The sequence below is a fragment of the Jeongeupia sp. HS-3 genome (genome assembly GCF_015140455.1).
Classification (GTDB): Bacteria; Pseudomonadota; Gammaproteobacteria; order Burkholderiales; family Chitinibacteraceae; genus Jeongeupia.
The window spans coordinates 2,767,147-2,789,197 of the sequence record NZ_AP024094.1 but is presented as its reverse complement, the minus strand read 5'-3'; the positions used below and the strand labels follow the sequence as shown (position 1 = coordinate 2,789,197).

The window sequence follows — 22,051 nt, the reverse complement described above, 5'->3', positions numbered from 1 at the left end:
CCCATGCACAGCACCGATACCCTGCACCACGCCAAACGCCTCAACATCAGCCCCGAAGCGCTGCAAGCCTGGCTAGCCGCCGGCGACAACAAACCGGGCCACGGCGTGAGCCGCTATATGCACGCGACCGTCAAGGCGGTCGGCTCGGCGTGCAACCTCGACTGCAACTACTGCTACTACCTGAGCAAGGAAGGGCTGCTCGACCAGAAGAACCAGCGCATCGGCGACGCGCTGCTCGAGACCTTCGTCGTCGACTACATCGCCAGCCAGGACGTCGAGGAGATCGTCTTCACCTGGCACGGCGGCGAGCCGACGCTGCTCGGCGTCGACTTCTTCCGCCGCATCGTCGCGTTGCAACAGAAGCACCTGCCGCCGGGCCGGCGCATCTCCAACGATCTGCAAACCAACGGCACTCTGCTCGACGACGAATGGGGCGCCTTTCTCGCCGAAGCGGGTTTTCTGGTCGGGCTGAGCATCGACGGCCCGCGCGAGCTGCACGACGCCTACCGGCCGACCAAAAGCGGCAAATCGAGCTTCGATGCGGTCGTTCGCGGCGCGAACATCCTGAAGCAGTACGGCGTGCCGTTCAGCACGCTGACGGTGATCAACCGCAAGAACGCGCTGCAGCCGCTAGCCGTGTACCACTTCCTGCGCGACGAGCTCGGTTCGACCTACATGCAGTTCATCCCGTGCGTCGAACCCAAGCAGTTCGAACACGTCGCGCCGGGCCATCTGGACAGCCAGCGGCTGGCGCCGCAAGGCAGCCCGCGCGCGCGGCCCGGTCATCCGCTGTCCATCGTCACCGACTGGAGCGTCGACCCGGCCGACTGGGGCAGCTTCCTGTCGACGGTGTTCGACGAATGGTTCGTCCGCGACCTCAACAAGATCAAGATCAACCAGTTCGAAACCACGATCGCGCAATTGCAGGGCAAACCGGCGCAGCTATGCACCAGCAGTCCGTTCTGCGGCAAGAACGTCGCGGTCGAGCAGGACGGTCGCGTGTATTCATGCGATCACTACGTTTACCCGGAATACGAGATCGGCAGGATCGGCGAGAAATCGCTGAGCAGCATGGTGTTCTCGCTGCGCCAGCTCGAATTCGGCCTCGACAAGTTCAACAGCCTGCCCGGCGAATGCCGCCGCTGCCCGCACCTGAAGCTGTGCTACGGCGAATGCCCGCGTACCCGGCTGCTCAAGACCCGGCCCGGCGAAGGCAACCTCAGCTATCTGTGCGAAGGCTGGAAAGGCTTTTACGACCATGCGGTGCCGGTGATGCGACGGTTGGCGCCCAAGGCCGTTCAGGCGCAGTGATAAGCCAGCCAGAAAGCCTCGCGGCAGGCGTTGTCGAATGACTTGCGGGCCGGCGTGATGCCGGCCCCGGCGCTGCCCGGCACCAGCACCTCGTAACCGATCCAGCATTCGGCGCAAGCCTGTGCATCGGGGAAATCGTCCTGCTCGACGGTCCGGCGGATGATGGCACCGTTGTCGAAGCGGTAGGTGGTGACCACCTTGCGCACTTCGAAGCCCTGATCCTGCCAGCGCTCGCTACGGGTCGTCGCGGCGACGATCGTGGGTATTGCCGCCTGCCCCAGAATGCTCGCCACGTAGTCGGCGAGTGGGCGCGTGGCCAGCAGCGGATTACCCGGCATCAGATCAGCCCTTTCAGCCGCAACAGACCAAACGCCGCGACAGTGACCGAATCGCGGATTTCGCCGTCGATGATCATCCGCTCGACCTCGGCGACGCGGAAGCTGCGGCTGATCAGCCCTTCTTCCTCGGCCTCCAGCGCGTTGCCGACGTGCGTCAGCCCGGTCGCCAGAAACACGCGGTACGCCTGCGTCGTCAGCCCGTAGGCAAGGAACAGCGGCCCGGCGTCGACAAGCTATTCGGCGACGAAGCCGGCTTCCTCGCGCAGCTCGATTTTCGCGGTTTCCAGTAGATCGCCGTTGGCCGCCTTGGCCACGCCCTGCGGCAGCTCCCAGTAGCGGCCCTGCACTGGATAACGGAACTGCTCGACCAGCTGCACTTGCCCATTGGCGACGGCGGCGATCACGGCGAAGTCGTCCTTCTCGACCACGCCGTACAGACCCTCGGCACCGCCGGGCCGGATGAAACGGTCCTCGCGCACGCGCAGCCACGGGTTTTCATAAACGATGTCGCTCGACAACGGCGTCAGTTCGGACGAAGGCACGGCTGGCTCCTGCTCGCGATGAGCAGGCCATTTTGCGCCGGATTACCACGCGGAGATACCCGCATGCCCATCCGCAGCGGTGTGCCCGAATACCCCGGCCCCTCTGCGATCGCGATGAAACAACGTATTCAGATGTCACGGTGCACCTGCGGCATCACCCCCGGCCGGACGACATGAGCCCGATGCTGCAGCCGAACGGATCCACCAGCATAGCGGCCTGCGCACCCAGGCTGGTGACGATAGGACCGCGATAAAGCCTGGCCCCCCGGGCCTGAAGCTGCGCGATCGACGCCTGCAGATCGGCCACCGCCCAGTACACCGTGGTGCCACCGATCCCGCCGGGGCACTTGTCGTCCGCCGGGTGGAAACCAAGTATCACGCCCGGGCCGCGCACGTAAGCGTAGAACGCGTTCTCGTATTCCACTTCGGCGGACAGCAAGGCCGCATACCACCGGGCTGCGGCTTCGATATCGGCGACAAACAGCACGACGGAATCAACAACCTTGAACATTGCGGCAATGCCTCCCATGTGCGGCCTGATATTTGAAGTTACTGCTGTGGGTTGGGCTGAAGCCGTGAAGCCCAACGTACCAATCCCATACAGGTTTGATTGTGTCTCGCACAATGTTGGGCTTTATTTCACCCAGCCCAAGCTACGCGCTGCTTCGATATCAGTGACAAAGAGCACGGCAGCGTTAATTGCATAAAACATAGCTGAAATACTCCAACGTGAGGCTTCACGTTTCATGTGAAGGGACTCCATAGCGATGAAAGGACTCCCCAAGTGCCACTTGGTGACAGCTCCTCTCAATAGAAATGTCAGATGCCGTCAAAACGTTACATATTTGCAACAACCCAGTATGCCCACTTGGCAGCAAGCAATGGCTACTTATATTTTCAGGTTACCGAAAAAAGGAGCCTTGCATGCAACCCATTTTAGAGTATCTAATCAATCCGCTTGAGCAATTCAAAGTGGCATGGCCGGTAGTAGCCACTTTTGTGATAATGAAACTAGGCAAAGCTTTCAAGCCAAAACTCACGAGTTACACCCAGAAACTGCACGGCACGATTCGTCGTTTCTTCCGCTCCAGGGCACGACGAACAGCAGTCCACATAAAAAATGATCGACATAACTGCAATAAAATCAATGTCGAAATTGCTAAAAATGCAGTTTATTTTTCTCTATTTGTCCTTAGTCTGTTTTCAACATGGGTTGCGGCAGTAATTCTGCTCGGACTGGGAAAAATTGGTAATGCTACCCCGCTAATATATTCTTGTGGAGCACCAATTTTGATATTTGAATTTCTTTGGCTATCCCAAAATACCTACGTCGAAGAACTGATCAAATCAGCGGCCAGATTGCGGCGCGCCTAAGTTCGAATAAATTAAAATTGTCCCTGCAGTACCGCCCACTAGATTTACATCCAAGCGATTTTGTGCAACACACAGGATGAATCCTTACAACAATACCTAGTTATTCCGATGCACCAATTCCAGCTCGTCGATATACCCCAACTCGTAGGTTGGGCCAAATGAAATGAAGCCCAACCTCGTGCAGGAAACGATCAAACCATCATGGGATGAGCGTGGCGGGCTTCACGGGTTCAGCCCAAGCTACGCGCTGACGTCCGTAATGGCACCTTGAAGCCTGCGCTCCATTCTCAGCACGTTGCCCTGCTCGCCGACTTGTTCAAAACCAAGCTTTTCGTAGAATTTCTTCGCCGAATTGCCGTTGAACACGCACAGGCGCACGGCTTCAAGGTTCCTGGCTCGGGCCAATGACATCGCGTGGTCGAGCAGCCGGGTGCCGATGCCTTTCCCTTGCGCTCTGGGAATGACCTGCAGGTCGTTGATGTACAGGTGCTGCTGATCGAAGCCAAGACGAATCACCGCAATGCGTTCGCCGTCGTTGTTCCGCACGACGTAGTTGTCGGTTGCCGCCAGGCTTGATGAGTAAGCCTTGTCGTTCCACTCGATCCGGTGCTGTGCATAGTGGTGCGCCATATTCTGGCGGGTCACCTTCTCGATGAACGGATAGTCCAGACTGCTCGCTTCGCTGATCATAGAACTCCAGGGGCCAAAGGGCGGAAACCGTCATCGCCCGGCATGGCCGCGACGGAACCGCTTACTCTACATCACCCCTGAAAGCGATATGAATCTTGTTGTCATCATGGTCGCGTATGTAAGCACCGTAATAGCCGGCACCGTAGTGCGGCCGCGGGCCGGGTGGGCCTTCATCCGTTCCCCCTGCCGCAATGCCCGCTGCGTAGGCCTGATCGACCGCCGCGGGTGACGGCGCGAGAAACGCAACCATGCTGCCATTGCCGGCGCTGGCAGGCTGCCGGTCGAACGGCAGGTAGACATAGAAGCGCGGCAACAGCCGATCCGGCGACACCCAGCACGCCGCAGCCGGCCCGCCGTCCGGCGTGACCACACGCCGTTGCAGGCCGATGGGAATCAGCACGGCATCGTAGAAAGCCGCGGCCCTTGGCAGATCGCTGCAGCCGACCGTGATATGACTGAACATCGGATCTCCTCTTTGCAGCCCCGGACATCACCGCTTGCCCAAGGTCCAGGTTCGGGGGTTTACAGCAGCACCAGATTGTCCCGGTGCACCAGCTCCGGTTCGTCGATATAGCCGAGCGTGGCCTCGATCTGGCCGGTGGGCTGGCGCAGGATGCGTTTGGCGTCCTTGCTCGGGTAGTTGGCGATGCCACGGGCGAATTCATGGCCGTCCGGGCCGACGATGCGGACGATCTCGCCGCGCGGGAAATCGCCGTCGATCTGGGTGACGCCGATCGGCAGCAGGCTGGAGCCCTTGTCCTGCATGGCGCGGCGCGCGCCTTCGTCGACATGGAGGCGACCGTGGATTTGCAGGTGGTCGACGATCCACTGCTTCTTCGCGGCCAGCGGCGTGGTTTGCGATACCAGCAGCGTGCCGATCGCTTCGCCGGCGGCGAGCCGGGTCAGCACTTGCGGCTCGCGGCCGCTGGCGATCACCGTGGCGGCGCCGCTGCGGGCGGCGCGCTTGGCGGCGATGATCTTGGTGTACATGCCGCCGGTGCCGACACTTGATCCGGCGCCGCCGGCCATGGCTTCCAGTTCCGCCGTGCCGGCGATGGCTTCGTGGACGAATTGCGCATCGGGGTTGCTGCGCGGGTCGGCGGTGTACAGGCCCTGCTGATCGGTGAGGATGACCAGCGCGTCGCCTTCGATCAGGTTGGTGACCAGCGCGCCGAGCGTGTCGTTGTCGCCGAACTTGATCTCGGCGGTGACGACGGTGTCGTTCTCGTTGATGATCGGAATCACCCCGAACGACAGCAGCGTGAGCAGCGTCGAGCGCGCGTTCAGGTAGCGGGTGCGGTCGGCCATGTCTTCGTGCGTCAGCAGCACCTGCGCGGTTTTCAGCCCGTGCTGGCGAAAGGCGGACTCGTAGGCCTGGCACAGCCCCATCTGGCCGACGGCGGCGGCGGCCTGCTTTTCGTGGATCGCGGTCGGCTTCTGGCTCCAGCCCAGCCGGGCGACGCCTTCGGCGACGGCGCCGCTCGACACCAGCACCACTTCCTTGCCCTGGCGGGCGAGTTCGGCGATTTCCTCGGCCCAGCGCGCCAGCGCATGATGATCAAGGCCGCGGCCTTCGTTGGTAACGAGGCTGGAACCGACCTTGATGACGAGGCGATGGGCAGACTGGACGAGCGACATGGCGATGGCGACACGGAATCGGAAAAAAACGATTATAAGGCGTGTCAGATCGGAGCGGCGGCTACAACCAAGCCATAGCGGCGCGGCGCATGGAAAAGCATCGCCCCAACCGTATCTGACGTCTGCGCATCTGCTTTGTGGAACCGTACCGATCCAGCGAAGGCCCAAGCATCATGATCCGCAATCTTAAAATCGCCGTCTTCCTGATCTGCCTGCTGCCGCTGGCGCGGCTGGTCTGGCTGACGCCAGGCGCCGTGAATCCGGTCGAATTCGTTACCCGCTCGACCGGCACGTGGGCGCTGATCGGCTTGCTGGTGACGCTGAGCGTGTCACCGCTGCGCCAGCTCACCGGCCGCAACGAGCTGATCAAATTCCGCCGCATGCTGGGGCTGTTCTCGTTTTTCTACGCCTGTTTGCACTTCACCACGTGGCTGGTGCTGGATCACTTTTTTGATTTCGCCGGCATGTGGCGCGATGTCTACAAGCGGCCTTTCATCACCGTGGGCTTTTCTGCGTTTATGCTGCTGATTCCGCTGGCAATCACCTCGAACGACCGCATGGTGCGCAAACTCAAGCGCAACTGGACCCGATTGCACAAACTGGTTTATCCGATCGGCATACTCGTCGTGGTGCATTACTGGTGGCTGGTAAAGCGCGATCTCACCGAACCGGCCATTTACGCCACGGTTTTGCTGCTGTTATTACTCTGGCGTATTGATCGTTGGCAAAAACGCCGCGCCGCCGCTGCGCGACAATCGAAGGATGCACACCTCGCCGCCCCATCCGCCCCCTGAACCGGCGCGTATTGCCAAACTCGCGCTCGACGCCGCCGTGCTGGTGCACCAGAGCGGCGGCGATACCGCGCGCACCACGGCAACGCTGAACCGCGCGGCCAGAGCGCTGGGTGCCGCCCGCTGCGATGCCATCGTGTCGTCGCTGAGCCTGGGCATCACCGTCTGCATCGACGGCCGCCAGGAAACCGCGCTGCGGCGCGCGCCGCACATGGGGGTGAATTTCCGCGTACTCAGCGGCGTGGAGCGGGCGGTCAACGCGCTCGAAGCGCGGCGCATCGGCCCGAACGGTTTCGCCACGCTGCTCGACGATCTGGAAAGTTATCCACACTACTATCCGGCGTGGCTGGTGGCCGTGCTGGTCGGCTTCGCCTGCGGCGCCTTTGCCGCGCTGTTCCACGGCGATCTGCCGGCCGTGGTGATCACCACGCTCGGCGCCGCTCTTGGCATGCGCGTGCGCCAGCTGCTGGCGCAGCGCCACTTCAAACCCTTCGTGTTCGCGCCGGCCGCGGCCTTTGTCGCGACGCTGATCGTCGGCCTCTTGAAAGGCGTGACCGGCACGCCCGAAGCGGCGCTGGCGGCGTCGGTGCTGTTCCTGATTCCCGGCGTACCGTTGATCAACGGCGCGGCCGATCTGCTCAGCGGCAGCTACCTGAATGCGCTGGTGCGGCTAACGATGGGCGCGGTCTTCGTGGTCGGGCTGGCGCTGGGGATGAGCGTCGCACTGAGGATGATCCCATGAGCGGCTGGCTGATTTCGCTGTGGGCCGCGCCGGCGGCGCTGGGTTTCGCGCTGTTGTTCAACGCGCCGCCGCGCGCGCTGTGGGCGGCGGCGATCCTCGCGGTCATCGGCCGGCTGCTGCGCGATGCGGTGATGCACGCCGGCATCGACATCACCCTCGGCACGCTGATCGCCGCGCTGGCGATTGGCGCGCTGGCCGAACTGTGGGCCAAGCGGGCGCGGCTGGTGGCACCGGTGTTCGCGATCTCGGCGGCGATCCCGATGGTACCCGGCGTGTCGATGTACGAAGCGGTGCACGCGCTGATGAAGTTGTCCGGGCTGACCGCCGGGCAGTCGGGCGAAGCCTATCTGGTCGACGCCGGCAGCAGCGCCGTGCGCGCGGCGATGATCCTCCTGGCGCTGGCGATCGGCATTGCAATGCCGGCGCTGCTGATGCGGCGGCGCTAAACGCGGTTTTACGTTCCATCAGCCTGCCGCACCAGTTCGCCCGCGCGCACCGCCACCAGATCGAGCAAGGCAGCCAGCGTATGCGTCGGGGTTTCGTCGGCGCGGGTCAGCGCATACAACGTCATCGGCAGCGCCGGTTGCAAGGGCCGGATCATCGTCGCCCCCAGCTGCGCACCCAGCGCGGTGAACGGGTCGACAATGGCGACACCGGCGCCGGCCTCGACCAGGGCACGCGCCAGTGGATAAGTCTGCACCGCGATGCGCACGCGCGGCGGCGGCTCGACCACGGCGAGGTGGTGTTCGAGCAGCGCCGACAGCGGGTCGTCGGTCGACAGCCCCACCAGCGGCGCATCGGCCAGCTCTTCCAGCGCCAGCGGCGTACCGGCTGCCGATTCAGGCCAGTAGCCGGCTGGCGCCAGCGCCACCAGCGTGCCAGTGGCAATTGTCTGCACCGCCAGCCCCGGGTGATCGGGCTGTTTCAGCGTCAGGCCGACGTCGAGTTCGCGCATTAGCAAGCCCTGCACCAGCTCGCGGGTGTGATGTGTGGATAACTCGCAGGAACTCTGTGGATATCGTGTGAGCCAGCTGGTCATAAGCTGTGGAAGAAGCGACAGCGCCAAGGCCGGCGTCGCCCCCACCCGCAACATCCGGCCGGGATTGCGCCGCAGGTTCTGCGCCAGCCGCCGCACCGACTGCAGGCTCTCGCTGACCTTGGCAATTTCGCGTTCCAGCTCAATCGCCTCCGGCGTCGCCTGCAGCTTGCCGCGCACGCGCAGGAACAGCGGAAACCCCAGCTGCTGTTCGGCGTGCTGCAGCACCTTGGTCACCGCCGGCTGCGATACATGCAGCAACTGCGCCGCGCCGCTGACCGAACCGCTCTGGCGGATCGCCTGAAAAACCTCGATATGCCGCAGCCGCATCGCTCAATCCATAACCTTTGCTTATACAAAGCGCATGTTTATTCATTATCGCGGCGCTGTCACTGCGGATTAACGTGAATGTCATCGACGGATTTCAATGGGCATTCGCAAGGCATGGCACAGATCTGCATCATCGGCGGTGGCGTCATCGGGCTGGCAACGGCCTGGGCACTGGTTCGCGACGGTTTCAACGTCACCGTGATCGAGGCGCGCGAACACGTCGGCACCGAAACCAGCTACGCCAACGGCGGCCAGCTGTCCTACCGCTATGTGGCGCCGCTGGCCGACGCCGGCGTGCCGCTGAAGGCGCTGGGCTGGCTCGGCCGCGACGATGCACCGCTGAAGCTGCAAGCGCGTTTCGATCCGGCGCAGTGGCGCTGGCTGGCGTCCTTCCTCGCCGCCTGCCGAGGCTCGGTCAACCGCAAGAACAGCGCGCATCTGTTGCGGCTGGCGCTGCAAAGCCAGCAAACGCTGGCGAGCTGGATGGCGGAGGACGGGCTGAACGGCTTTGAGTGGCGCCGTAACGGCAAACTGGTGACCTTCCGCGATCCGGCCAGCCTGGCCCACGCGGCCCGGCATCTGGCCGATGCCCGCGCGCAGCATGTGCTGTCGGCCGCCGAATGCAGCCTGATCGAACCGGCGCTGCCGGCCGGGCAGTTCGTCGGCGGTGTGTATACGCCCGATGAAGAAGTCGCCGACTGCCACGCTTTCTGCAAACGCCTCGCCGAGCGGCTGGCGGCCTCAGGCCGCTGCACCCTGCTCACCGGCCAGCGCGTCTCGAACATCGCTCACAAGAATGGCAAGGCGCAGGGCGTGATGGTCGGCGGCGAATTCATGCCCTTCGATCACATCGTCATCGCCGCCGGCCACCGCAGCACCGATTTCGGCCTGCCCGGCATCCGCCTGCCGCTGTATCCGCTCAAGGGCTACAGCCTGACCTTGCCGATCAGCGCCGCGCACACGCCGCCCGAAACCAGCATCACCGATTACGACCGCAAGATCGTTTACGCCCGCATCGGCGCACAACTGCGCATCGCCGCGATGGTCGACATCGTCGGTTTCGACGCCTCGCCCGATCCGAAACGGCTGGCGGTACTGCGGGCACAGGCGCGCGCCACCTTTCCCGACGCCGGCGATCACGACGCGGCGATCGAATGGGCCGGCATGCGCCCGGCCACGCCGACCGGCGTGCCGCTGATCGGCGCGACGTCTTATGCCAACGTCTGGCTCAACGTCGGCCACGGCGCGCTCGGCTTCACGCTGGCCAGCGGCAGCGGCCAACTGCTGGCCGAGCTGATCGGCCGGCGCGCGCCGGCAATCGATATGACCGGGCTTGGCCTCGCCACCGCCTGAAACCAACACAGGGAAACTCCGCATGTCACTGACCCGCATCGCCAGCAATGATCGCCTCTCCGGCGCCGTGATCGCCGACCACTTCGTCTTCCTGTCCGGCCAGGTGCCGACGGGAGGCGACAACATCGTCGAACAGACCAAGGAAGTGCTGGCGAAGATCGACGCGCTGCTGCTCGAGGCCGGCGCGCACAGGGACGACATCGTCAGCGCGACGATTTATCTGAAAGACATTGCCACCGACTTTGCCGCGATGAACCGCGTCTGGTCGGCGTGGCTGAGCCCGGACAAGGCACCGAGCCGCACCACCGTTCAGGCCGAACTGGCCCGCCCGGCGGTACTGGTTGAAATCACCGTCATCGCAGTCAAACCGCAGTAACGATCACCACTGGGAGTCCACGACATGAAAAAGCTGGCCATGACCACGCTCGCACTATCCGCCCTCGTCGCCAGTCTCGGCTGTGCCGCGGCCGAGGATTTCAACGGCACGCTGAAAAAGATCAAGGAATCGGGCTCGATAACCCTGGGTTATCGCGATGCCTCGATCCCGTTCTCGTATCTGGGGGATAACTCCGGCCAGCCGATGGGCTATTCGGTCGAGCTGGCGAAAAAGGTGACCGAACAACTGAAGAAAACACTGGGCATGCCCAATCTGCAGGTGAAGTACAACCTCGTTACCTCGCAAACGCGGATTCCGCTGGTGCAGAACGGCACCGTCGATCTGGAATGCGGCTCCACCGGCGTCACCGCCGAAAGAGCCAAACAGGTCGAGTTCTCCTACGGCTTCATCTACGTGAAGGGCCAGCTGCTGACGCACAAGGACAGCGGCGTTCGCGATTTCAAGGATCTGAAGGGCAAGAACATCGTCACCACCGCCGGCACCACCAACGAGCGCTACATGAAAAAGCTCAACGCCGACGAGCAGTTGAACATGAACGTGATCAGCGCCAAGGATCACGGCGAGGCCTTCCTGATGCTGCAATCGGGCCGTGCCATCGCGTTCTACATGGACGATGCGCTGCTGTACGGCGAGCGCGCCAAAGCCAAGACCCCGCGCGACTGGATCGTCGTCGGCACGCCACCGTCGCGTGAAATCTACAGCTGCATGCTGCGCAAGGACGATCCGCAGTTCCGCGATCTGGTGAACACCACGCTGGCCGGCGTGTACAAATCGGGCGAGATCAACAAGATCTACCAGCGCTGGTTCCAGGAACCGATCCCGCCCAAGGGGATTGATCTTGAGTTCCCGATGACGGCCGAGTTGAAGGAGCTCATCGCCCGGCCGACGAACGAACCGGCGAAGTAATCGGCTTGAAGCACAGCAGCGCCGCCGGTTGGCGGCGTTGTTGTTTGGGTCTGCTGTGTGGTCTGTCCCCATGCAGAAGGACAGAGGATTAAGCGCTAAGCGCTGAATGCTGCCGTTCAAACTCGACCGGTGCCAGGTAATCCAGCGTCGAATGGCGGCGGCGATGATTGTAAAATCGGATGTAGTCGAATATATCCGCGCGAGCCAAGCCATGAATCCGGCTCGTCTCGCTCCACTCCTCGGCGCTGGCGAACGGGGTGAAAAGCAGCGCATTTTTTGCCGCAACTGGTTTGCCGTCTGTTGGTTCACTGCCGGTTGCATACCACCCCGATCCCCTCAGAAGCGCCGAGCAGCGCAAGTCGACACGGGACCGTCGGGGATCGCTGTTTGAGCGCAGCGAGTTTGCGATTCCCGCCGTGGCAACTGAGCAGCACAGGGCACCCGCAAAGCGGGCGCGGATGCGGGGTCGCCTTTTCTTTGGATACTTTCTTTTGGCGAAGCAAAAGAAAGTATCCCGTCCGCCGGGCGGAACCGGCATCAAGGCCTTTAACACCGCGCCGAAGGCGCTTAAACCCCTGCCGAAAGCGGCGTTACTTCAATCCTCCGGCAACTCCACCGGCAATCGCCCCTCGGCGATCGCCGCCTTGAACAGCGCATAATCCGCCTCGGTCTGATCGGCATAGCGCATCGCGTAATCGGCAATGGCCTCGTCAAACGCCGCGCTGCTGCCCAGATAACCGGCAATCTCGGCCGACAGCCCGCTCGCCTTGGCGTGCGCGCGCGCCAGCGTCCAGCCGCACGAAGACACATAAGCACGCAGCATGTCGGCATCATAGGTTTCCAGCCTTGCCGACAATTTCATGTCGCGCAACTGCCGCACGTAAAAGTGCCGCCCGCTCGGGCCCATCATCCAGCCAAGGAAAAAATCGCTGCTTGCCTGCATCAGCCGCTGTCCGGAGACCACGCGCTCGCCCTGATGCGGGTACACCGGTTGCGGCAGCACACTGGCAAGCACCGATTCGCGCGCTTCCTTCAGTTGCAGGAACAGCGGCTGATCGTGCTCGTCCATCAGCAGGATCACCAGACAGCGGGTGCCGACGCTGCCGACGCCGACCACCTTGAAAGCGATATCGACCATCCGGTAGCGCGACAAGAGCTGGCGGCGGTCATCCTGCAAGGTGCCGAGGTACTGGGCGTAACTCGGCTGCATGATGTCGAGCATGTCGGCCGCCTGGCGCATCACGTCGTCGTCGGGCAGCAGTGAATGCTCGTTGTTGAGGTGGAAGATCACCGGTGGGTTGTCGACCAGCTTCAGCGTGCCGTCGACCTCGGTGGTGATCTTCGGCAGCAGCCGGTCGTGCGTGCGCTTGCGCGCCTTGGCGGCGCTCTGGTCGAGCTTGGCGACGATGGCCGGATCGTCGACGGCGTCTTTCAATGCCTCCATGCCGATTTTCTCGCACCACAGTTCCAGCTCGCTCATGCGCGCATACCCGGCCATGCGGATCCGGTAGGTCTGCACCATGCTCTGCGCCAGTTCGCGCGCCTTGGCGTCGCCAAAACCGCGCTCGCGCGCCGCCAGCACCACGCTGGTCGCCAGCCGCTTGATGTCCCACTCCCATGGCCCCGGATGCGTCTCGTCGAAATCGTTGATGTCGAAAACGAGGTTGCGCTCGGGCGTGGCGTAGACGCCGAAGTTCATCAGGTGGCAATCGCCGCAGATCTGCGTCGCCAGCCCGGTATCGGCGCTGCCGGCCAGATCGAAAGCCTGCAGCAGCGAGGTGCCACGAAAAAACGCAAACGGCGATGCCTGCATCCGGCCGTAACGTAGCGGCACCAGCGCCGGCACCCGCCCGGCGCTGGATGCCTTGATCAGCGCCACCGGATCGCGGTGGCGGTGCTGCGGCCAAAACGCATGCGCCGAGCGGGGTACCTGATCGCGGATCGCCTTGCCTGCGGCCTGGCGGAGCTTGCGGTTTTCGTTGGCCATGGGGTTCTCTTGGGCTTTCCGCCGGTCAGGCGGGTTCGGCGGCGAGGGTGTCGATTTCGCGGTACCAGCGCGCCTTGGCGGCGTCAGACATCCAGCTGGCCTCGATACCGTTTTTCGCCAGCTGCACCAGCTCGGCCTGGCTCAGATCCAGCCCGTCGGCACAGGCCTGCCAGTTTTCGCCAACGTAGCCGCCGAAGTAGGCCGGGTCGTCCGAGTTGATCGTCGCGACCAGACCGCGTTCGAGCAGCGTGCGCAGCGGATGATCGGCGATGCTGTCGAACACCCGCAGCTTGACGTTGGAGAGCGGGCAGACGGTCAGTGGAATGCGCTTCTCGGCCAGATAGGCCACCAGCGCGTCGTCTTCGAGCGCGCGCACGCCGTGATCGATGCGGGCGACGTCGAGCAATCGGATGGCCTGCCAGACGTAATCGGCCGGGCCTTCCTCGCCCGCGTGGGCGACACGCGCCAGGCCGAGTGCCTTGCAGCGCTCGAACAGCCGCGCGAACTTCTCGGGCGGATGGCCGTGCTCGCTCGAATCCAGGCCGACGCCGTCGATCTGCGCCAGATACGGCAAGGCGGTTTCCAGCGTGGCGAAACCATCCGCTTCGGACAGATGGCGCAGGAAGCACAGGATCAGCTTGAAGCTGATGCCGAGCTTGGCCTCACCGTCGGCGAGCGCACGGCGGATGCCGGTCAGCGCCGTTTCAAACGCGACGCTGCGCTCGGTATGCGTTTGCGGGTCAAAGAAAATTTCGACATGAACCACCCGGTCGGCATGGGCACGCTCGAGATAGGCCCAGGTCAGGTCGTAGAAATCGGCCTCGGTCAGCAGTACGCCGGCGCCGGCGTAGTAGAGATCGAGGAAGGACTGCAGATTGTGGAAATCGTAGGCGGTACGCAGCGCCTCGACATCCGGGTAGGGCAGCGCGACGCCGTTGCGGCGGGCCAGATCGAACATCAGCTCGGGTTCAAGCGTGCCCTCGATGTGCAGGTGCAGTTCGGTCTTGGGCAGGCGGCGCAGCCAAGCGGCGCGGGCGGGGTCGGACATCGTGTACTCCAAGGGCATGGCCTTGCGAGTTTAGCCCATGTGCCCGACCCGATTCTGTAATGACTTCACGCGATGGGCCAGATGAAAACCGGCCGCGACGCCAGCCCGGCCATCAGCGCAAAGTGCGGCCGAACAAGTCCAGCGCCAGCCGGTAGCCGGTCTGCGCCAGCTGGGCGTCGTAGCGCTCGCCCTCGTCGCGCATGAAGGCATGCTGGCCGTTGAATTCGTGCCAGCTGAAGTTCAGCCCGGCATCGCTCAGCTGCCGGTACACCTGCGCGCGCCCGGCCGCCGGGATATGCGGATCCTGCTTGCCCCAGACCATCAGTAGTTCGCCGCGAAGATCGGCCAGCCGTTCCATGCTGTGCTGGCCTGGCGAATTCGGAATCGCATTCGAGTGCAGGTCGGTCGCGTAGAAACACGCGGTCGCAGCGATCTCGGGCTGCAAGGCGGCACGGAAGGCCAGATGCCCGCCGATGCAGAAGCCCATCGCGCCGACGTGGCCGTCGTACCACGGCTGGGTCTTGAGCCAGGCGATCATCGCGGCATTGTCGCTGTCGTAACTTTCCACCGGCTTGGCCGCCTTGTCGGCATTGCCCTTGTCGCGACCGTCATCATCGTAGACGAGCACGGTGCCGGCCGGATTGAGCTCGTGAAATACCTCGGGTACCAGCACCGCGTAACCGTGGCCGGCAATCAGCCGCGCCGCGCGTTCGATCGGCCCGGTTTGCTGAAAAATCTCCGAATAAAGCAGCACGGCCGGCCAGGCGCCATTACCGGCCGGGCGGTGCACATAAGTGCGCATCAGACCAGTTGCGGTAGGCAGATCAACAAGGTGGCTCTGGGTAATCACGGGACAACTCCACGGGTGAGATTGGCCATGAGTGTAGAGCGGGATCGTCTCCGCTGCACCCGCAACCCGCGGGTAGCGCCTGCCGGCGAATCCCGACCGGATGCCGCCCTGCGCTTGCCGCCTGTCATTTGCTGCACAAACAGCGCGCGCCGATGCTAGCGTGAACCTTGCAGGTAAGAAGAGCCCGTCCCGACGATGCCCTGGCAGCACCGCCCGACATAACGACCCGCCGCGGTCGTCGCAATGATAGGCAAGCGGCACGGGTCATGCAGGAGAGCCGCATCATGAGCACCTCAACCGGCACCCGGTACGAGAAGCTGCGCCCGTCGCAAGGCTTCGTCATCATCGCCTTCCTCATCGTTGCCGTCATTTACTTCGTCTGGCGACCCAGCGTATTCAATCCCCAGGCACCGATTTTCTCGGTGCTGCTCTATGTGGCCGAGCTGTACGGCTTCTTCACTGCGCTGCTGCACCTGTTCATGACCTGGCGTCTGGCCGACCGCGACATGCCACCCGCGCCGGCAGGATTGAGCGTCGATGTGCTGATCCCGTCGCTGAACGAGCCGGTGGATCTGGTCCGGCGCACGCTGCTCGCGGCAATCGAAATGGACTACCCGCATCAGGTCTGGCTGCTTGACGACGGCAACCGGCCGGAAATGGCCGAGCTCGCCCGAACACTCGGCTGCGGCTACCACGCGCGTGGCGACAACGGGCACGCCAAGGCCGGCAACCTCAATGCGGGCCTTGCGCAAAGCCGTGCCGACTTTATCGCCGTTTTCGACGCCGACCACGCGCCGGCACGCCGCTTTCTGGTCGAGACGCTGGGTTATTTCAACGACCCGGAAGTCGCCTTTGTGCAGACGCCGCAGGACTTCTTCAATCTCGACTCCTACCAGCATCGTCAGGATAAAAAGACCACGATCTGGACCGAACAATCGCTGTTCTTCCGGGTCATCCAGCGCGGCAAGGATTACTGGAACGCGGCATTTTTCTGCGGTAGCTGTGCAGTGCTGCGCCGCAGCTCGCTCGACGCCATCGGCGGCTTCGCCACCGGCACGGTCACCGAGGATCTGCATACCTCGCTCAAGTTGCATAAAGCCGGTTTTCACTCGGTCTACCATCCGCATTCGCTGGCCTTCGGCATTGCGCCGGCCACGGTGGTGCCCTTCCTCAAGCAACGCATCCGCTGGGGGCAAGGGGCGATGCAGGTCTGGCGGCGCGAGGGGGTGGTGTTCGCGCGCGGGCTGACCTTGGCACAACAGCTCAATTATCTGGCGTCGATGAGCACCTATTTCGACGGCTGGCAGAAAGGCTTTTTCTACATTGCCCCCATCGTGGTGCTGACCACGGGCTTGTCGCCGATCTCGAGCTTCAGCGAAGGCTTTTTGATCCGCTTTATTCCCTACATCGTGCTGACCTTCTGGGTGTACGAGGAAATCAGCCGCGGCTACGGCCGCACGCTGATGATCGAGCAGTACAATTTCGCCCGTTTCTGGGCCTTTGCCTGGGCGACGCTGGCGGCATTCCGCGGCAAACTCAAATTCAACGTCACCAGCAAAGCCGCCACCGGCAGCAGCTACCGCCGCTTCATGATGCCGCAGTTCCTGATCATGGTGCTGTCGGTGCTGGCGATCCCGGTCGGCCTTGCCATGTACGCCCATTTCGGCAAACTGCCGCTCGATGGCCTGATCGCCAACTCGATCTGGGCGCTGATCAATGGCGCTTTGGCCTTGATGATGCTGCTGTTCACCCGTGCCAGCAGCCACAGCCGCCGCAATGAATACCGCTTCCCGATTCCGCTACCGGCGCGATTGCGCTTTCCCGACGGAAGCATCACCTATGGCACGGTCGATGATATTTCTTCGTCCGGCTTCCGCCTCTATGCGCAACTGCCCGATGGTATACGTAACGGCACCGAGGTCGAAGGCGAGCTTTATCTGCCCTCGGGGACCTTGCCCATCCGCGCCGGCATCGCCGCCACCATTCGCGCGCCATCAGCCTCACCCGGCGAAACCGGCTACATCAAGGCGATCGGCTGCGTGTTCGACTGGAAAACCAGCGCCGATCGGGACCGGCTCGATCTGTTCCTGTACGGCTCTGACCTGCAGTGGCAAGTGCAATCGCTCACCGAGAAAAACCGCACACCATTGCAGATTCTGGCCGACCTGTTCAGCGGCCGGCACCCGGTTCATGCGCACAAACGGCAGTGGACCACCGTGCTGTACAGCGATCAGCCCGGCAAGAGCGTGGGTAAGAAAATCGGCCTGTTGAGTCACGATCTGCTGTTGACGTTTTCACCGCTGACCGCCGGTAGTCATGATGCAACCACCATCACGCGCAAGGGGCTGGAACGCATCCAGATCAGAACAGGGGTCGAAACCATTTACGACAGCCCGGTCGCGCCCATCTATGGCCATGTGCTTGCCGCTGACCACGCTGAAACGCTGGCCACTACCGCACGGGCGCCTGCTGGCCGCGGCGGCTTGGTCGGGCAGGCTGGCATGATCCGTAAAGTCTGGGGGCGCTGATCCCGGCTGGCGCGGGAAAGATTGGCCGGCAAGGAAATACGGCATCGCAAAGCGATGCCGTATTTCTCATCCACACAGGCAAGACGGCTAGCGCAGCGCTACGTGGCCGAAGCGCGCGCCCGGCGTCAGCGGCGTCAATGCGCGGATGTGATCAAGGCGAACCTCGACCTCGCCTTCATGCGTACCCAGCACCAGATATTCGGCGTGGCCATGATCGCGGATATCCTGTGCCAGGCCGACGGCCGCTTCTCCGCCAAGCAGCTCGAGGTGCAACTTGTAGCGGCCCATACACGCGATCTCGAGGTAATCGAGCGCATCGCACGATACCTGATGAAATTCACCGTTGCTGCGCCCTTCCAGCGCACGCAGCGCCGGGTTAAGCGTGTAGGTACCGGTCAGCCTGGCTTCGGCCAGCACATGGCCCGTAATGGCCTTTTGTACCTCGGCGGCGCCAAACGTGCCCTCGAGCGCAAGCCGCTCGATATCCAGCGCGTACAGCGTGAACACATAGCGGTGCACCAGTGCATCGTTCCACGGCGGGCAAGGCCCGTCGTAACCGAAGTACTGGCCGGCCATGGCCGGATCCTGGCCAAACCAGCCGGTGAAGTCGTTGATGCCGTGACGCCAGCCTTGCGCCGCGGCCGGCCCCGGCTTGCCATGCACTGCAACGCCATCGGCGTGACTGCCGGCCTCAATCTCGCGCACCGTGGCGGGGATATCGATCAGCACCCAGTGGATAAAACTGACCCGCGGCAAATCGGTGGCGATCTCCCGCCCTACCTGATTGACGTCGTCGCCACGGCTGGGTGCATCCGGGTCATGCACGATCAGCGCGAACGATCGCGTTCCCGAGGGCACGTCCCGCCATGCCAGTTGCGGGTTGCGGTTGGCTGATTGCGCGACGTGAGTCGTGGCATCGATCTTGCCGAAAGCGAATTCGCTCGAGATCGGGCTACCGTCAGAAAAAGACTCGCTCCACAACTTCATGGCCTGCTCCTTTGATTGATCGAGTGATCCGCTCACCGCGTCATTTTCAACTTAGCCGAGTAGTCGCAATACCGCCTCGGGTGGCCGACCAATCGCAGCACGAATACCGTCGACAACGACGATCGGTCGCTCGATCAAGCGCGGATGCTTCACCATGGCGGCGATGAGCGTTGCATCGTCGAGCGCCGGATCATCCAGCCCCAGGTCGGTGTACTCGGCCTCGGTGCGCCGCATCAGTGCGCGTGGCGCAAGTTGCAGCAGATCCAGCAGCCGTTTCAGTGTGGCCGCATCCGGTGGGGTCGCCAGATAGTCGACGATGTCGGGATTGAAGCCGCGCTCGTTCAGCAAGGTCAGCGTTGCGCGTGATTTGCTGCAGCGCGGGTTGTGATAAAGGGTGATCTGTTTCATCGCACGTTTCCGTCAAAACACTCAGGCCGGGCGCAGCAGCGCCGGGATCGGCGCTGGCGGCAAATACAGTGGCAGCAGTCCGGCAACAAAAGCCTGGCACGCATTCGCCGTCGCCACATCGTGCGGCGCGCCAATGACGATATTGTTCGACACCACGCGTACGCACAGAAAGGGCACGCCATACTGGCCGCATACCTGCGCCACCGATGCCGCCTCCATTTCCTCGACCAGGGTGCCGTAGCGGGCGTGGAAGTGGGCGATCCGGTCGAGCTCGTTGTTCCAGACGTCGGATGAGCCGATCACGCCATCGACCACTTGGCCGGCCGGGTACGCGGCACGCCGGGCAGCAGCCAGCAGCGCCGGATCGGCGGCAAACGACATCGGTACCGGCAAGGTGAAATCGGCCGTTTCACTCTGATCCATCAAATCGAGTGGCCGCCATGCCAGCGTATCGCTGCCGGCACCGGGAGCGCGATAGGGGCTCTGGAAGGCGCCGAGATGGATCACCCGAGTCCCCAATACCAAGTCGTGCGGCAACAGCTGCGGATCGTGGCCGCCGGCGGTACCCTGATTGATGACCGCCAGCGGCGCATAACGCTCGATGGCAATCGCCGTGGCGGCTGCGGCATTGCTCATGCCCATGCCGGTACGGCTGATCACCACCGGAACACCGCCAAGCAGGCCACGCCAGAAGGTCCAGCCACCGGCGGTTTCGCACACCGCACCGCTGAGCCGGGAAACCAGCACGGCCACTTCGACCTGCATCGCCCCCTGAATCACTATCGGTTTACTCATTACCGCTCCTTCAATCGTCACGACACTTCGCGGCCGGAACGCATCCCGCCCCCACGCCATGCAGGCAGTCTACGGCAGCGCCGTAGCGATCCGATGCACAGCGGAAAAAACAAAACGGCGTGCCGATGGCACGCCGCTCCGTTAACCGTCATTGCCGCTTATTTCAGCAAGGAGGCGATCTGCTCGGCGTCATTGCCAAGAATCACGTGCAAGACCTTGTCGCTCACCGGCATCACCGCAATGCCGGCTTTTTCCAGCTCAACCTGCTGCAACAACGCCAGATCGTTCAGCGTCACCCGTATCCGCGTTACCGCGATGGCCTCGGCTTCACGCAAATTGCCCTTGCCGCCAAGCAGCTTGAGCAGGGTGGCAGCCTTTTGCCGCGCGGCATCGCTCACCGGGGCAGCGGCGACTGCGGCAGCCGGTGCAGCAGCAGCAGCCAGCGGCGCAGTCGCCGGGCCGTCGGCTTCGCTGCCGGCAGTCTTCAGATACAGCTGCATATCGGTCTTCAGGTTTTCCGAACGGGTCCCGAAGATCGCCTGCATGTTGTTGCCGACCTGCATCACGCCAGCCGCGCCCAGGGCCTTGAGCTTGGCCTGATCGACACGGGCCGGATCGGCCACCGAGATGCGCAGACGGGTAATGCACGCATCGAGCGACTGGATGTTCTTGCGGCCGCCAAAGGCCAGCACCAGTTGCTGCGACATGCCCGCACGATCGCCTTCGACCACACCCGACGCCGCCACATCCTCATCCTCGCGACCCGGGGTCTTGAGGTTGAATTTGGTGATGACGAAGCGGAACACCGCGTAGTAGATGAAGAAGTAGATCGGGCCGATGATCAGCGTCCACCACCAGCCCTGCGCGTACTTGCCGAAGGCATTGAACAGCAGGAAATCGATACCGCCCTGCGAGAACGTGAAGCCCATGTGCATGTGCAGGGTGTTGGCGATGAATTGCGCCGTCCCCACCAGCAAGGCGTGGATCACATACAGCTGCGGTGCCACGAACAGAAAGGAGAACTCGATCGGCTCGGTGATGCCGGTCAGGAACGAGGTCAGCGCGGCGGCGACCATCATGCCGCCGACCTTGACCTTGTTTTCCGGCTTGGCGCAATGCCAGATTGCAATCGCCCCACCCGGCAGACCGAACATCTTGAAGAAGAACGCGCCCGACAAGATGCCTGCGGTCGGATCACCGGCGAAGAAGCGGTTGATGTCGCCGTGGACAACCTTGCCCGCCGCGTCGGTATACGAACCGATTTCGAAGAAGAACGGTACGTTCCAGATATGGTGCAGACCGAAGGGCACCAGCATCCGCTCGACCACGCCGTAAACGGTTGCCGCCGAACGCGGATCACCCGCGGCAGCCCAGTGCGAGAAGATATCGATGACGTGCTGGATCGGTGGCCAGATGAAGGACAGGATCAAACCGACGAAAATGGCGGCGATACCGGTAACAATCGGCACGAATCGCTTGCCGGCAAAGAAGCCCAGATACGACGGCAGTTCAATCCGGTAATAACGGTTGAACAGCCCACCCGCCACGGCACCGATGATGATGCCGCCGAACACGCCGGTTTCCATCGATTTCATGCCCATGACCATTGCCGGAGTCAGGCCAAAGTACACGGCCATGACACCCAGGGTGGCTATCATCACCACAAAGCCGACGACTGCAGCAATGGCGGCAACGCCATCGTTGTCACTCAGGCCAAGCGCGACGCCGACGGCGAAGATGATCGGCAGGTTGCCGAAAATCGCCCCGCCACCCTGCGCCATGATCTGGTTGACGATGTCGGGGATGAACGAAAAGTTGGAACTGCCAATACCTAGCAAGAGGCCGGCTATCGGCAGCACTGCTACCGGTAACATCAGCGCCTTGCCGATCTTCTGCAGAAAGGCAAATGCTGCGTTGATCATGATTTGCTCACTCCTATGCGAGTGCGTCTAAAGTCCGACAAACATCGTCTGCGGCTTATTTTTTATATACATAGGCGC

Annotated in this window: 25 protein-coding genes and 1 pseudogene; 10 read left to right on the top strand and 16 right to left on the bottom strand. The window is 62.8% G+C overall.

Features of this window, described 5'->3' with window-relative positions; translation table 11 throughout:
• The first annotated feature begins 3 nt into the window (after positions 1-3).
• Entirely contained in the window at positions 4-1,311 is a 1,308-nt protein-coding gene (locus tag JLC71_RS13355; RefSeq protein WP_200915944.1) for an anaerobic sulfatase maturase, read from the top strand.
• Here the strand turns inward: JLC71_RS13355 and JLC71_RS13350 are convergent.
• The 4 genes from JLC71_RS13350 to JLC71_RS13335 form a co-directional block, all read right to left on the bottom strand.
• Positions 1,299-1,649, bottom strand: a complete 351-nt coding sequence (locus JLC71_RS13350; RefSeq protein ID WP_200915943.1) for a hypothetical protein — start codon at positions 1,647-1,649, stop codon at positions 1,299-1,301. The two genes, JLC71_RS13355 and JLC71_RS13350, sit on opposite strands and share 13 nt — an antisense overlap.
• Positions 1,649-1,825 (bottom strand): NUDIX hydrolase, encoded by a 177-nt coding sequence (locus JLC71_RS13345; protein ID WP_200915942.1) that lies wholly within the window; start codon positions 1,823-1,825, stop codon positions 1,649-1,651. The genes JLC71_RS13350 and JLC71_RS13345 overlap by 1 nt, the downstream gene beginning before the upstream one ends.
• A gap of 57 nt (positions 1,826-1,882) precedes the next feature.
• The gene (locus JLC71_RS13340; RefSeq protein WP_200915941.1) at positions 1,883-2,191 is read right to left on the bottom strand and encodes an NUDIX domain-containing protein; all 309 of its coding nucleotides are present in this window, start codon (positions 2,189-2,191) and stop codon (positions 1,883-1,885) included.
• Positions 2,192-2,345: 154 nt separating this feature from the next.
• Positions 2,346-2,702 (bottom strand): VOC family protein, encoded by a 357-nt coding sequence (locus tag JLC71_RS13335; RefSeq protein ID WP_200915940.1) that lies wholly within the window; start codon positions 2,700-2,702, stop codon positions 2,346-2,348.
• A 413-nt stretch (positions 2,703-3,115) separates the two neighbouring features.
• Here JLC71_RS13335 and JLC71_RS13330 point away from each other — a divergent pair, with 413 nt between their 5' ends.
• A complete protein-coding gene (locus tag JLC71_RS13330; protein WP_200915939.1) occupies positions 3,116-3,565 on the top strand; it encodes a hypothetical protein in 450 nt (149 codons plus the stop codon).
• A 240-nt stretch (positions 3,566-3,805) separates the two neighbouring features.
• Here the strand turns inward: JLC71_RS13330 and JLC71_RS13325 are convergent, their stop codons facing one another.
• From JLC71_RS13325 to proB, 3 genes are all read right to left on the bottom strand, one after another.
• Positions 3,806-4,255, bottom strand: a complete 450-nt coding sequence (locus JLC71_RS13325; RefSeq protein WP_200915938.1) for a GNAT family N-acetyltransferase — start codon at positions 4,253-4,255, stop codon at positions 3,806-3,808.
• 61 nt (positions 4,256-4,316) lie between these two features.
• Positions 4,317-4,718 (bottom strand): VOC family protein, encoded by a 402-nt coding sequence (locus tag JLC71_RS13320; RefSeq protein ID WP_200915937.1) that lies wholly within the window; start codon positions 4,716-4,718, stop codon positions 4,317-4,319.
• 59 nt (positions 4,719-4,777) lie between these two features.
• Positions 4,778-5,893, bottom strand: a complete 1,116-nt coding sequence (proB, locus tag JLC71_RS13315) for a glutamate 5-kinase (protein WP_200915936.1) — start codon at positions 5,891-5,893, stop codon at positions 4,778-4,780.
• Between the two features lie 173 nt (positions 5,894-6,066).
• Here proB and msrQ point away from each other — a divergent pair, with 173 nt between their 5' ends.
• The 3 genes from msrQ to JLC71_RS13300 are packed head-to-tail and all read left to right on the top strand — an operon-like array spanning position 6,067 to position 7,872.
• Positions 6,067-6,687, top strand: a complete 621-nt coding sequence (gene msrQ / locus JLC71_RS13310; protein WP_200915935.1) for a protein-methionine-sulfoxide reductase heme-binding subunit MsrQ — start codon at positions 6,067-6,069, stop codon at positions 6,685-6,687.
• On the top strand, positions 6,656-7,426 hold the full coding sequence (locus tag JLC71_RS13305; protein ID WP_200915934.1) for a threonine/serine exporter family protein: 771 nt from the start codon (positions 6,656-6,658) through the stop codon (positions 7,424-7,426). Before msrQ ends, JLC71_RS13305 begins: the two co-directional genes overlap by 32 nt.
• Positions 7,423-7,872, top strand: coding sequence for a threonine/serine exporter family protein (locus JLC71_RS13300; protein WP_200915933.1), 450 nt, complete (start codon positions 7,423-7,425; stop codon positions 7,870-7,872). The genes JLC71_RS13305 and JLC71_RS13300 overlap by 4 nt, the downstream gene beginning before the upstream one ends.
• Before the next feature lie 8 nt (positions 7,873-7,880).
• Here JLC71_RS13300 and JLC71_RS13295 read toward each other — a convergent pair whose 3' ends face one another.
• Positions 7,881-8,792, bottom strand: a complete 912-nt coding sequence (locus JLC71_RS13295) for a LysR family transcriptional regulator (protein WP_200915932.1) — start codon at positions 8,790-8,792, stop codon at positions 7,881-7,883.
• A gap of 78 nt (positions 8,793-8,870) precedes the next feature.
• Here JLC71_RS13295 and JLC71_RS13290 point away from each other — a divergent pair, with 78 nt between their 5' ends.
• The 3 genes from JLC71_RS13290 to JLC71_RS13280 are packed head-to-tail and all read left to right on the top strand — an operon-like array spanning position 8,871 to position 11,448.
• Positions 8,871-10,145: a D-amino acid dehydrogenase gene (locus JLC71_RS13290; RefSeq protein ID WP_200915931.1), complete on the top strand. Its 1,275-nt coding sequence runs from the start codon at positions 8,871-8,873 to the stop codon at positions 10,143-10,145.
• A 22-nt stretch (positions 10,146-10,167) separates the two neighbouring features.
• Positions 10,168-10,521 (top strand): RidA family protein, encoded by a 354-nt coding sequence (locus JLC71_RS13285; RefSeq protein ID WP_200915930.1) that lies wholly within the window; start codon positions 10,168-10,170, stop codon positions 10,519-10,521.
• Between the two features lie 24 nt (positions 10,522-10,545).
• Positions 10,546-11,448 carry a transporter substrate-binding domain-containing protein gene (locus tag JLC71_RS13280; RefSeq protein WP_236250894.1) on the top strand — a complete coding sequence of 301 codons (903 nt, stop codon included), beginning with the start codon at positions 10,546-10,548 and terminating at the stop codon, positions 11,446-11,448.
• Positions 11,449-11,536: 88 nt separating this feature from the next.
• Here the strand turns inward: JLC71_RS13280 and JLC71_RS13275 are convergent.
• Positions 11,537-11,659 (bottom strand): annotated as a pseudogene (locus JLC71_RS13275) (IS3 family transposase); the annotation flags it as partial.
• 46 nt (positions 11,660-11,705) lie between these two features.
• On the opposite strand from JLC71_RS13275, the gene JLC71_RS13270 reads away from it, so the two are divergent.
• On the top strand, positions 11,706-12,107 hold the full coding sequence (locus JLC71_RS13270; protein ID WP_200918399.1) for a hypothetical protein: 402 nt from the start codon (positions 11,706-11,708) through the stop codon (positions 12,105-12,107).
• On the opposite strand, the gene JLC71_RS13265 is transcribed toward JLC71_RS13270, so the two are convergent.
• From JLC71_RS13265 to JLC71_RS13255, 3 genes are all read right to left on the bottom strand, one after another.
• Positions 12,044-13,435, bottom strand: coding sequence for a DUF2252 domain-containing protein (locus JLC71_RS13265; RefSeq protein ID WP_200915929.1), 1,392 nt, complete (start codon positions 13,433-13,435; stop codon positions 12,044-12,046). The genes JLC71_RS13270 and JLC71_RS13265 overlap by 64 nt on opposite strands.
• Before the next feature lie 25 nt (positions 13,436-13,460).
• Positions 13,461-14,483 carry an adenosine deaminase gene (locus tag JLC71_RS13260; protein ID WP_200915928.1) on the bottom strand — a complete coding sequence of 341 codons (1,023 nt, stop codon included), beginning with the start codon at positions 14,481-14,483 and terminating at the stop codon, positions 13,461-13,463.
• Between the two features lie 112 nt (positions 14,484-14,595).
• Positions 14,596-15,333, bottom strand: coding sequence for a dienelactone hydrolase family protein (locus tag JLC71_RS13255; RefSeq protein ID WP_200915927.1), 738 nt, complete (start codon positions 15,331-15,333; stop codon positions 14,596-14,598).
• Between the two features lie 284 nt (positions 15,334-15,617).
• Between JLC71_RS13255 and JLC71_RS13250 the strand changes: the two genes are divergently transcribed.
• Positions 15,618-17,861: a glycosyltransferase gene (locus tag JLC71_RS13250; protein ID WP_200915926.1), complete on the top strand. Its 2,244-nt coding sequence runs from the start codon at positions 15,618-15,620 to the stop codon at positions 17,859-17,861.
• Between the two features lie 87 nt (positions 17,862-17,948).
• Here JLC71_RS13250 and JLC71_RS13245 read toward each other — a convergent pair whose 3' ends face one another.
• From JLC71_RS13245 to ptsG, 4 genes are all read right to left on the bottom strand, one after another.
• Positions 17,949-18,848, bottom strand: a complete 900-nt coding sequence (locus JLC71_RS13245; RefSeq protein WP_200915925.1) for a Rho-binding antiterminator — start codon at positions 18,846-18,848, stop codon at positions 17,949-17,951.
• Between the two features lie 51 nt (positions 18,849-18,899).
• Positions 18,900-19,256 (bottom strand): arsenate reductase (glutaredoxin), encoded by a 357-nt coding sequence (gene arsC / locus JLC71_RS13240; RefSeq protein ID WP_200915924.1) that lies wholly within the window; start codon positions 19,254-19,256, stop codon positions 18,900-18,902.
• A 21-nt stretch (positions 19,257-19,277) separates the two neighbouring features.
• Positions 19,278-20,051, bottom strand: a complete 774-nt coding sequence (locus JLC71_RS13235; protein ID WP_200915923.1) for a 5'-methylthioadenosine/S-adenosylhomocysteine nucleosidase — start codon at positions 20,049-20,051, stop codon at positions 19,278-19,280.
• A 158-nt stretch (positions 20,052-20,209) separates the two neighbouring features.
• Positions 20,210-21,973: a PTS glucose transporter subunit IIBC gene (gene ptsG, locus JLC71_RS13230; protein ID WP_200915922.1), complete on the bottom strand. Its 1,764-nt coding sequence runs from the start codon at positions 21,971-21,973 to the stop codon at positions 20,210-20,212.
• Between the last annotated feature and the right edge of the window lie 78 nt (positions 21,974-22,051).

What these genes read in the sequence shown, in the direction of transcription:
- JLC71_RS13245 (WP_200915925.1), bottom strand. Translation starts at nt 18,848, where the DNA reads ATGAAGTTGTGGAGCGAGTCTTTTTCTGACGGTAGCCCGATCTCGAGC.
- JLC71_RS13235 (WP_200915923.1), bottom strand. Translation starts at nt 20,051, where the DNA reads ATGAGTAAACCGATAGTGATTCAGGGGGCGATGCAGGTCGAAGTGGCC.
- JLC71_RS13325 (WP_200915938.1), bottom strand. Translation starts at nt 4,255, where the DNA reads ATGATCAGCGAAGCGAGCAGTCTGGACTATCCGTTCATCGAGAAGGTG.
- JLC71_RS13330 (WP_200915939.1), top strand. Translation starts at nt 3,116, where the DNA reads ATGCAACCCATTTTAGAGTATCTAATCAATCCGCTTGAGCAATTCAAA.
- proB (WP_200915936.1), bottom strand. Translation starts at nt 5,893, where the DNA reads ATGTCGCTCGTCCAGTCTGCCCATCGCCTCGTCATCAAGGTCGGTTCC.
- JLC71_RS13285 (WP_200915930.1), top strand. Translation starts at nt 10,168, where the DNA reads ATGTCACTGACCCGCATCGCCAGCAATGATCGCCTCTCCGGCGCCGTG.
- JLC71_RS13295 (WP_200915932.1), bottom strand. Translation starts at nt 8,792, where the DNA reads ATGCGGCTGCGGCATATCGAGGTTTTTCAGGCGATCCGCCAGAGCGGT.
- JLC71_RS13305 (WP_200915934.1), top strand. Translation starts at nt 6,656, where the DNA reads ATGCACACCTCGCCGCCCCATCCGCCCCCTGAACCGGCGCGTATTGCC.
- JLC71_RS13350 (WP_200915943.1), bottom strand. Translation starts at nt 1,649, where the DNA reads ATGCCGGGTAATCCGCTGCTGGCCACGCGCCCACTCGCCGACTACGTG.
- JLC71_RS13335 (WP_200915940.1), bottom strand. Translation starts at nt 2,702, where the DNA reads ATGTTCAAGGTTGTTGATTCCGTCGTGCTGTTTGTCGCCGATATCGAA.
- JLC71_RS13290 (WP_200915931.1), top strand. Translation starts at nt 8,871, where the DNA reads ATGTCATCGACGGATTTCAATGGGCATTCGCAAGGCATGGCACAGATC.
- JLC71_RS13250 (WP_200915926.1), top strand. Translation starts at nt 15,618, where the DNA reads ATGAGCACCTCAACCGGCACCCGGTACGAGAAGCTGCGCCCGTCGCAA.
- JLC71_RS13320 (WP_200915937.1), bottom strand. Translation starts at nt 4,718, where the DNA reads ATGTTCAGTCATATCACGGTCGGCTGCAGCGATCTGCCAAGGGCCGCG.
- JLC71_RS13265 (WP_200915929.1), bottom strand. Translation starts at nt 13,435, where the DNA reads ATGGCCAACGAAAACCGCAAGCTCCGCCAGGCCGCAGGCAAGGCGATC.
- JLC71_RS13260 (WP_200915928.1), bottom strand. Translation starts at nt 14,483, where the DNA reads ATGTCCGACCCCGCCCGCGCCGCTTGGCTGCGCCGCCTGCCCAAGACC.
- msrQ (WP_200915935.1), top strand. Translation starts at nt 6,067, where the DNA reads ATGATCCGCAATCTTAAAATCGCCGTCTTCCTGATCTGCCTGCTGCCG.
- arsC (WP_200915924.1), bottom strand. Translation starts at nt 19,256, where the DNA reads ATGAAACAGATCACCCTTTATCACAACCCGCGCTGCAGCAAATCACGC.
- ptsG (WP_200915922.1), bottom strand. Translation starts at nt 21,973, where the DNA reads ATGATCAACGCAGCATTTGCCTTTCTGCAGAAGATCGGCAAGGCGCTG.
- JLC71_RS13300 (WP_200915933.1), top strand. Translation starts at nt 7,423, where the DNA reads ATGAGCGGCTGGCTGATTTCGCTGTGGGCCGCGCCGGCGGCGCTGGGT.
- JLC71_RS13280 (WP_236250894.1), top strand. Translation starts at nt 10,546, where the DNA reads ATGAAAAAGCTGGCCATGACCACGCTCGCACTATCCGCCCTCGTCGCC.
- JLC71_RS13355 (WP_200915944.1), top strand. Translation starts at nt 4, where the DNA reads ATGCACAGCACCGATACCCTGCACCACGCCAAACGCCTCAACATCAGC.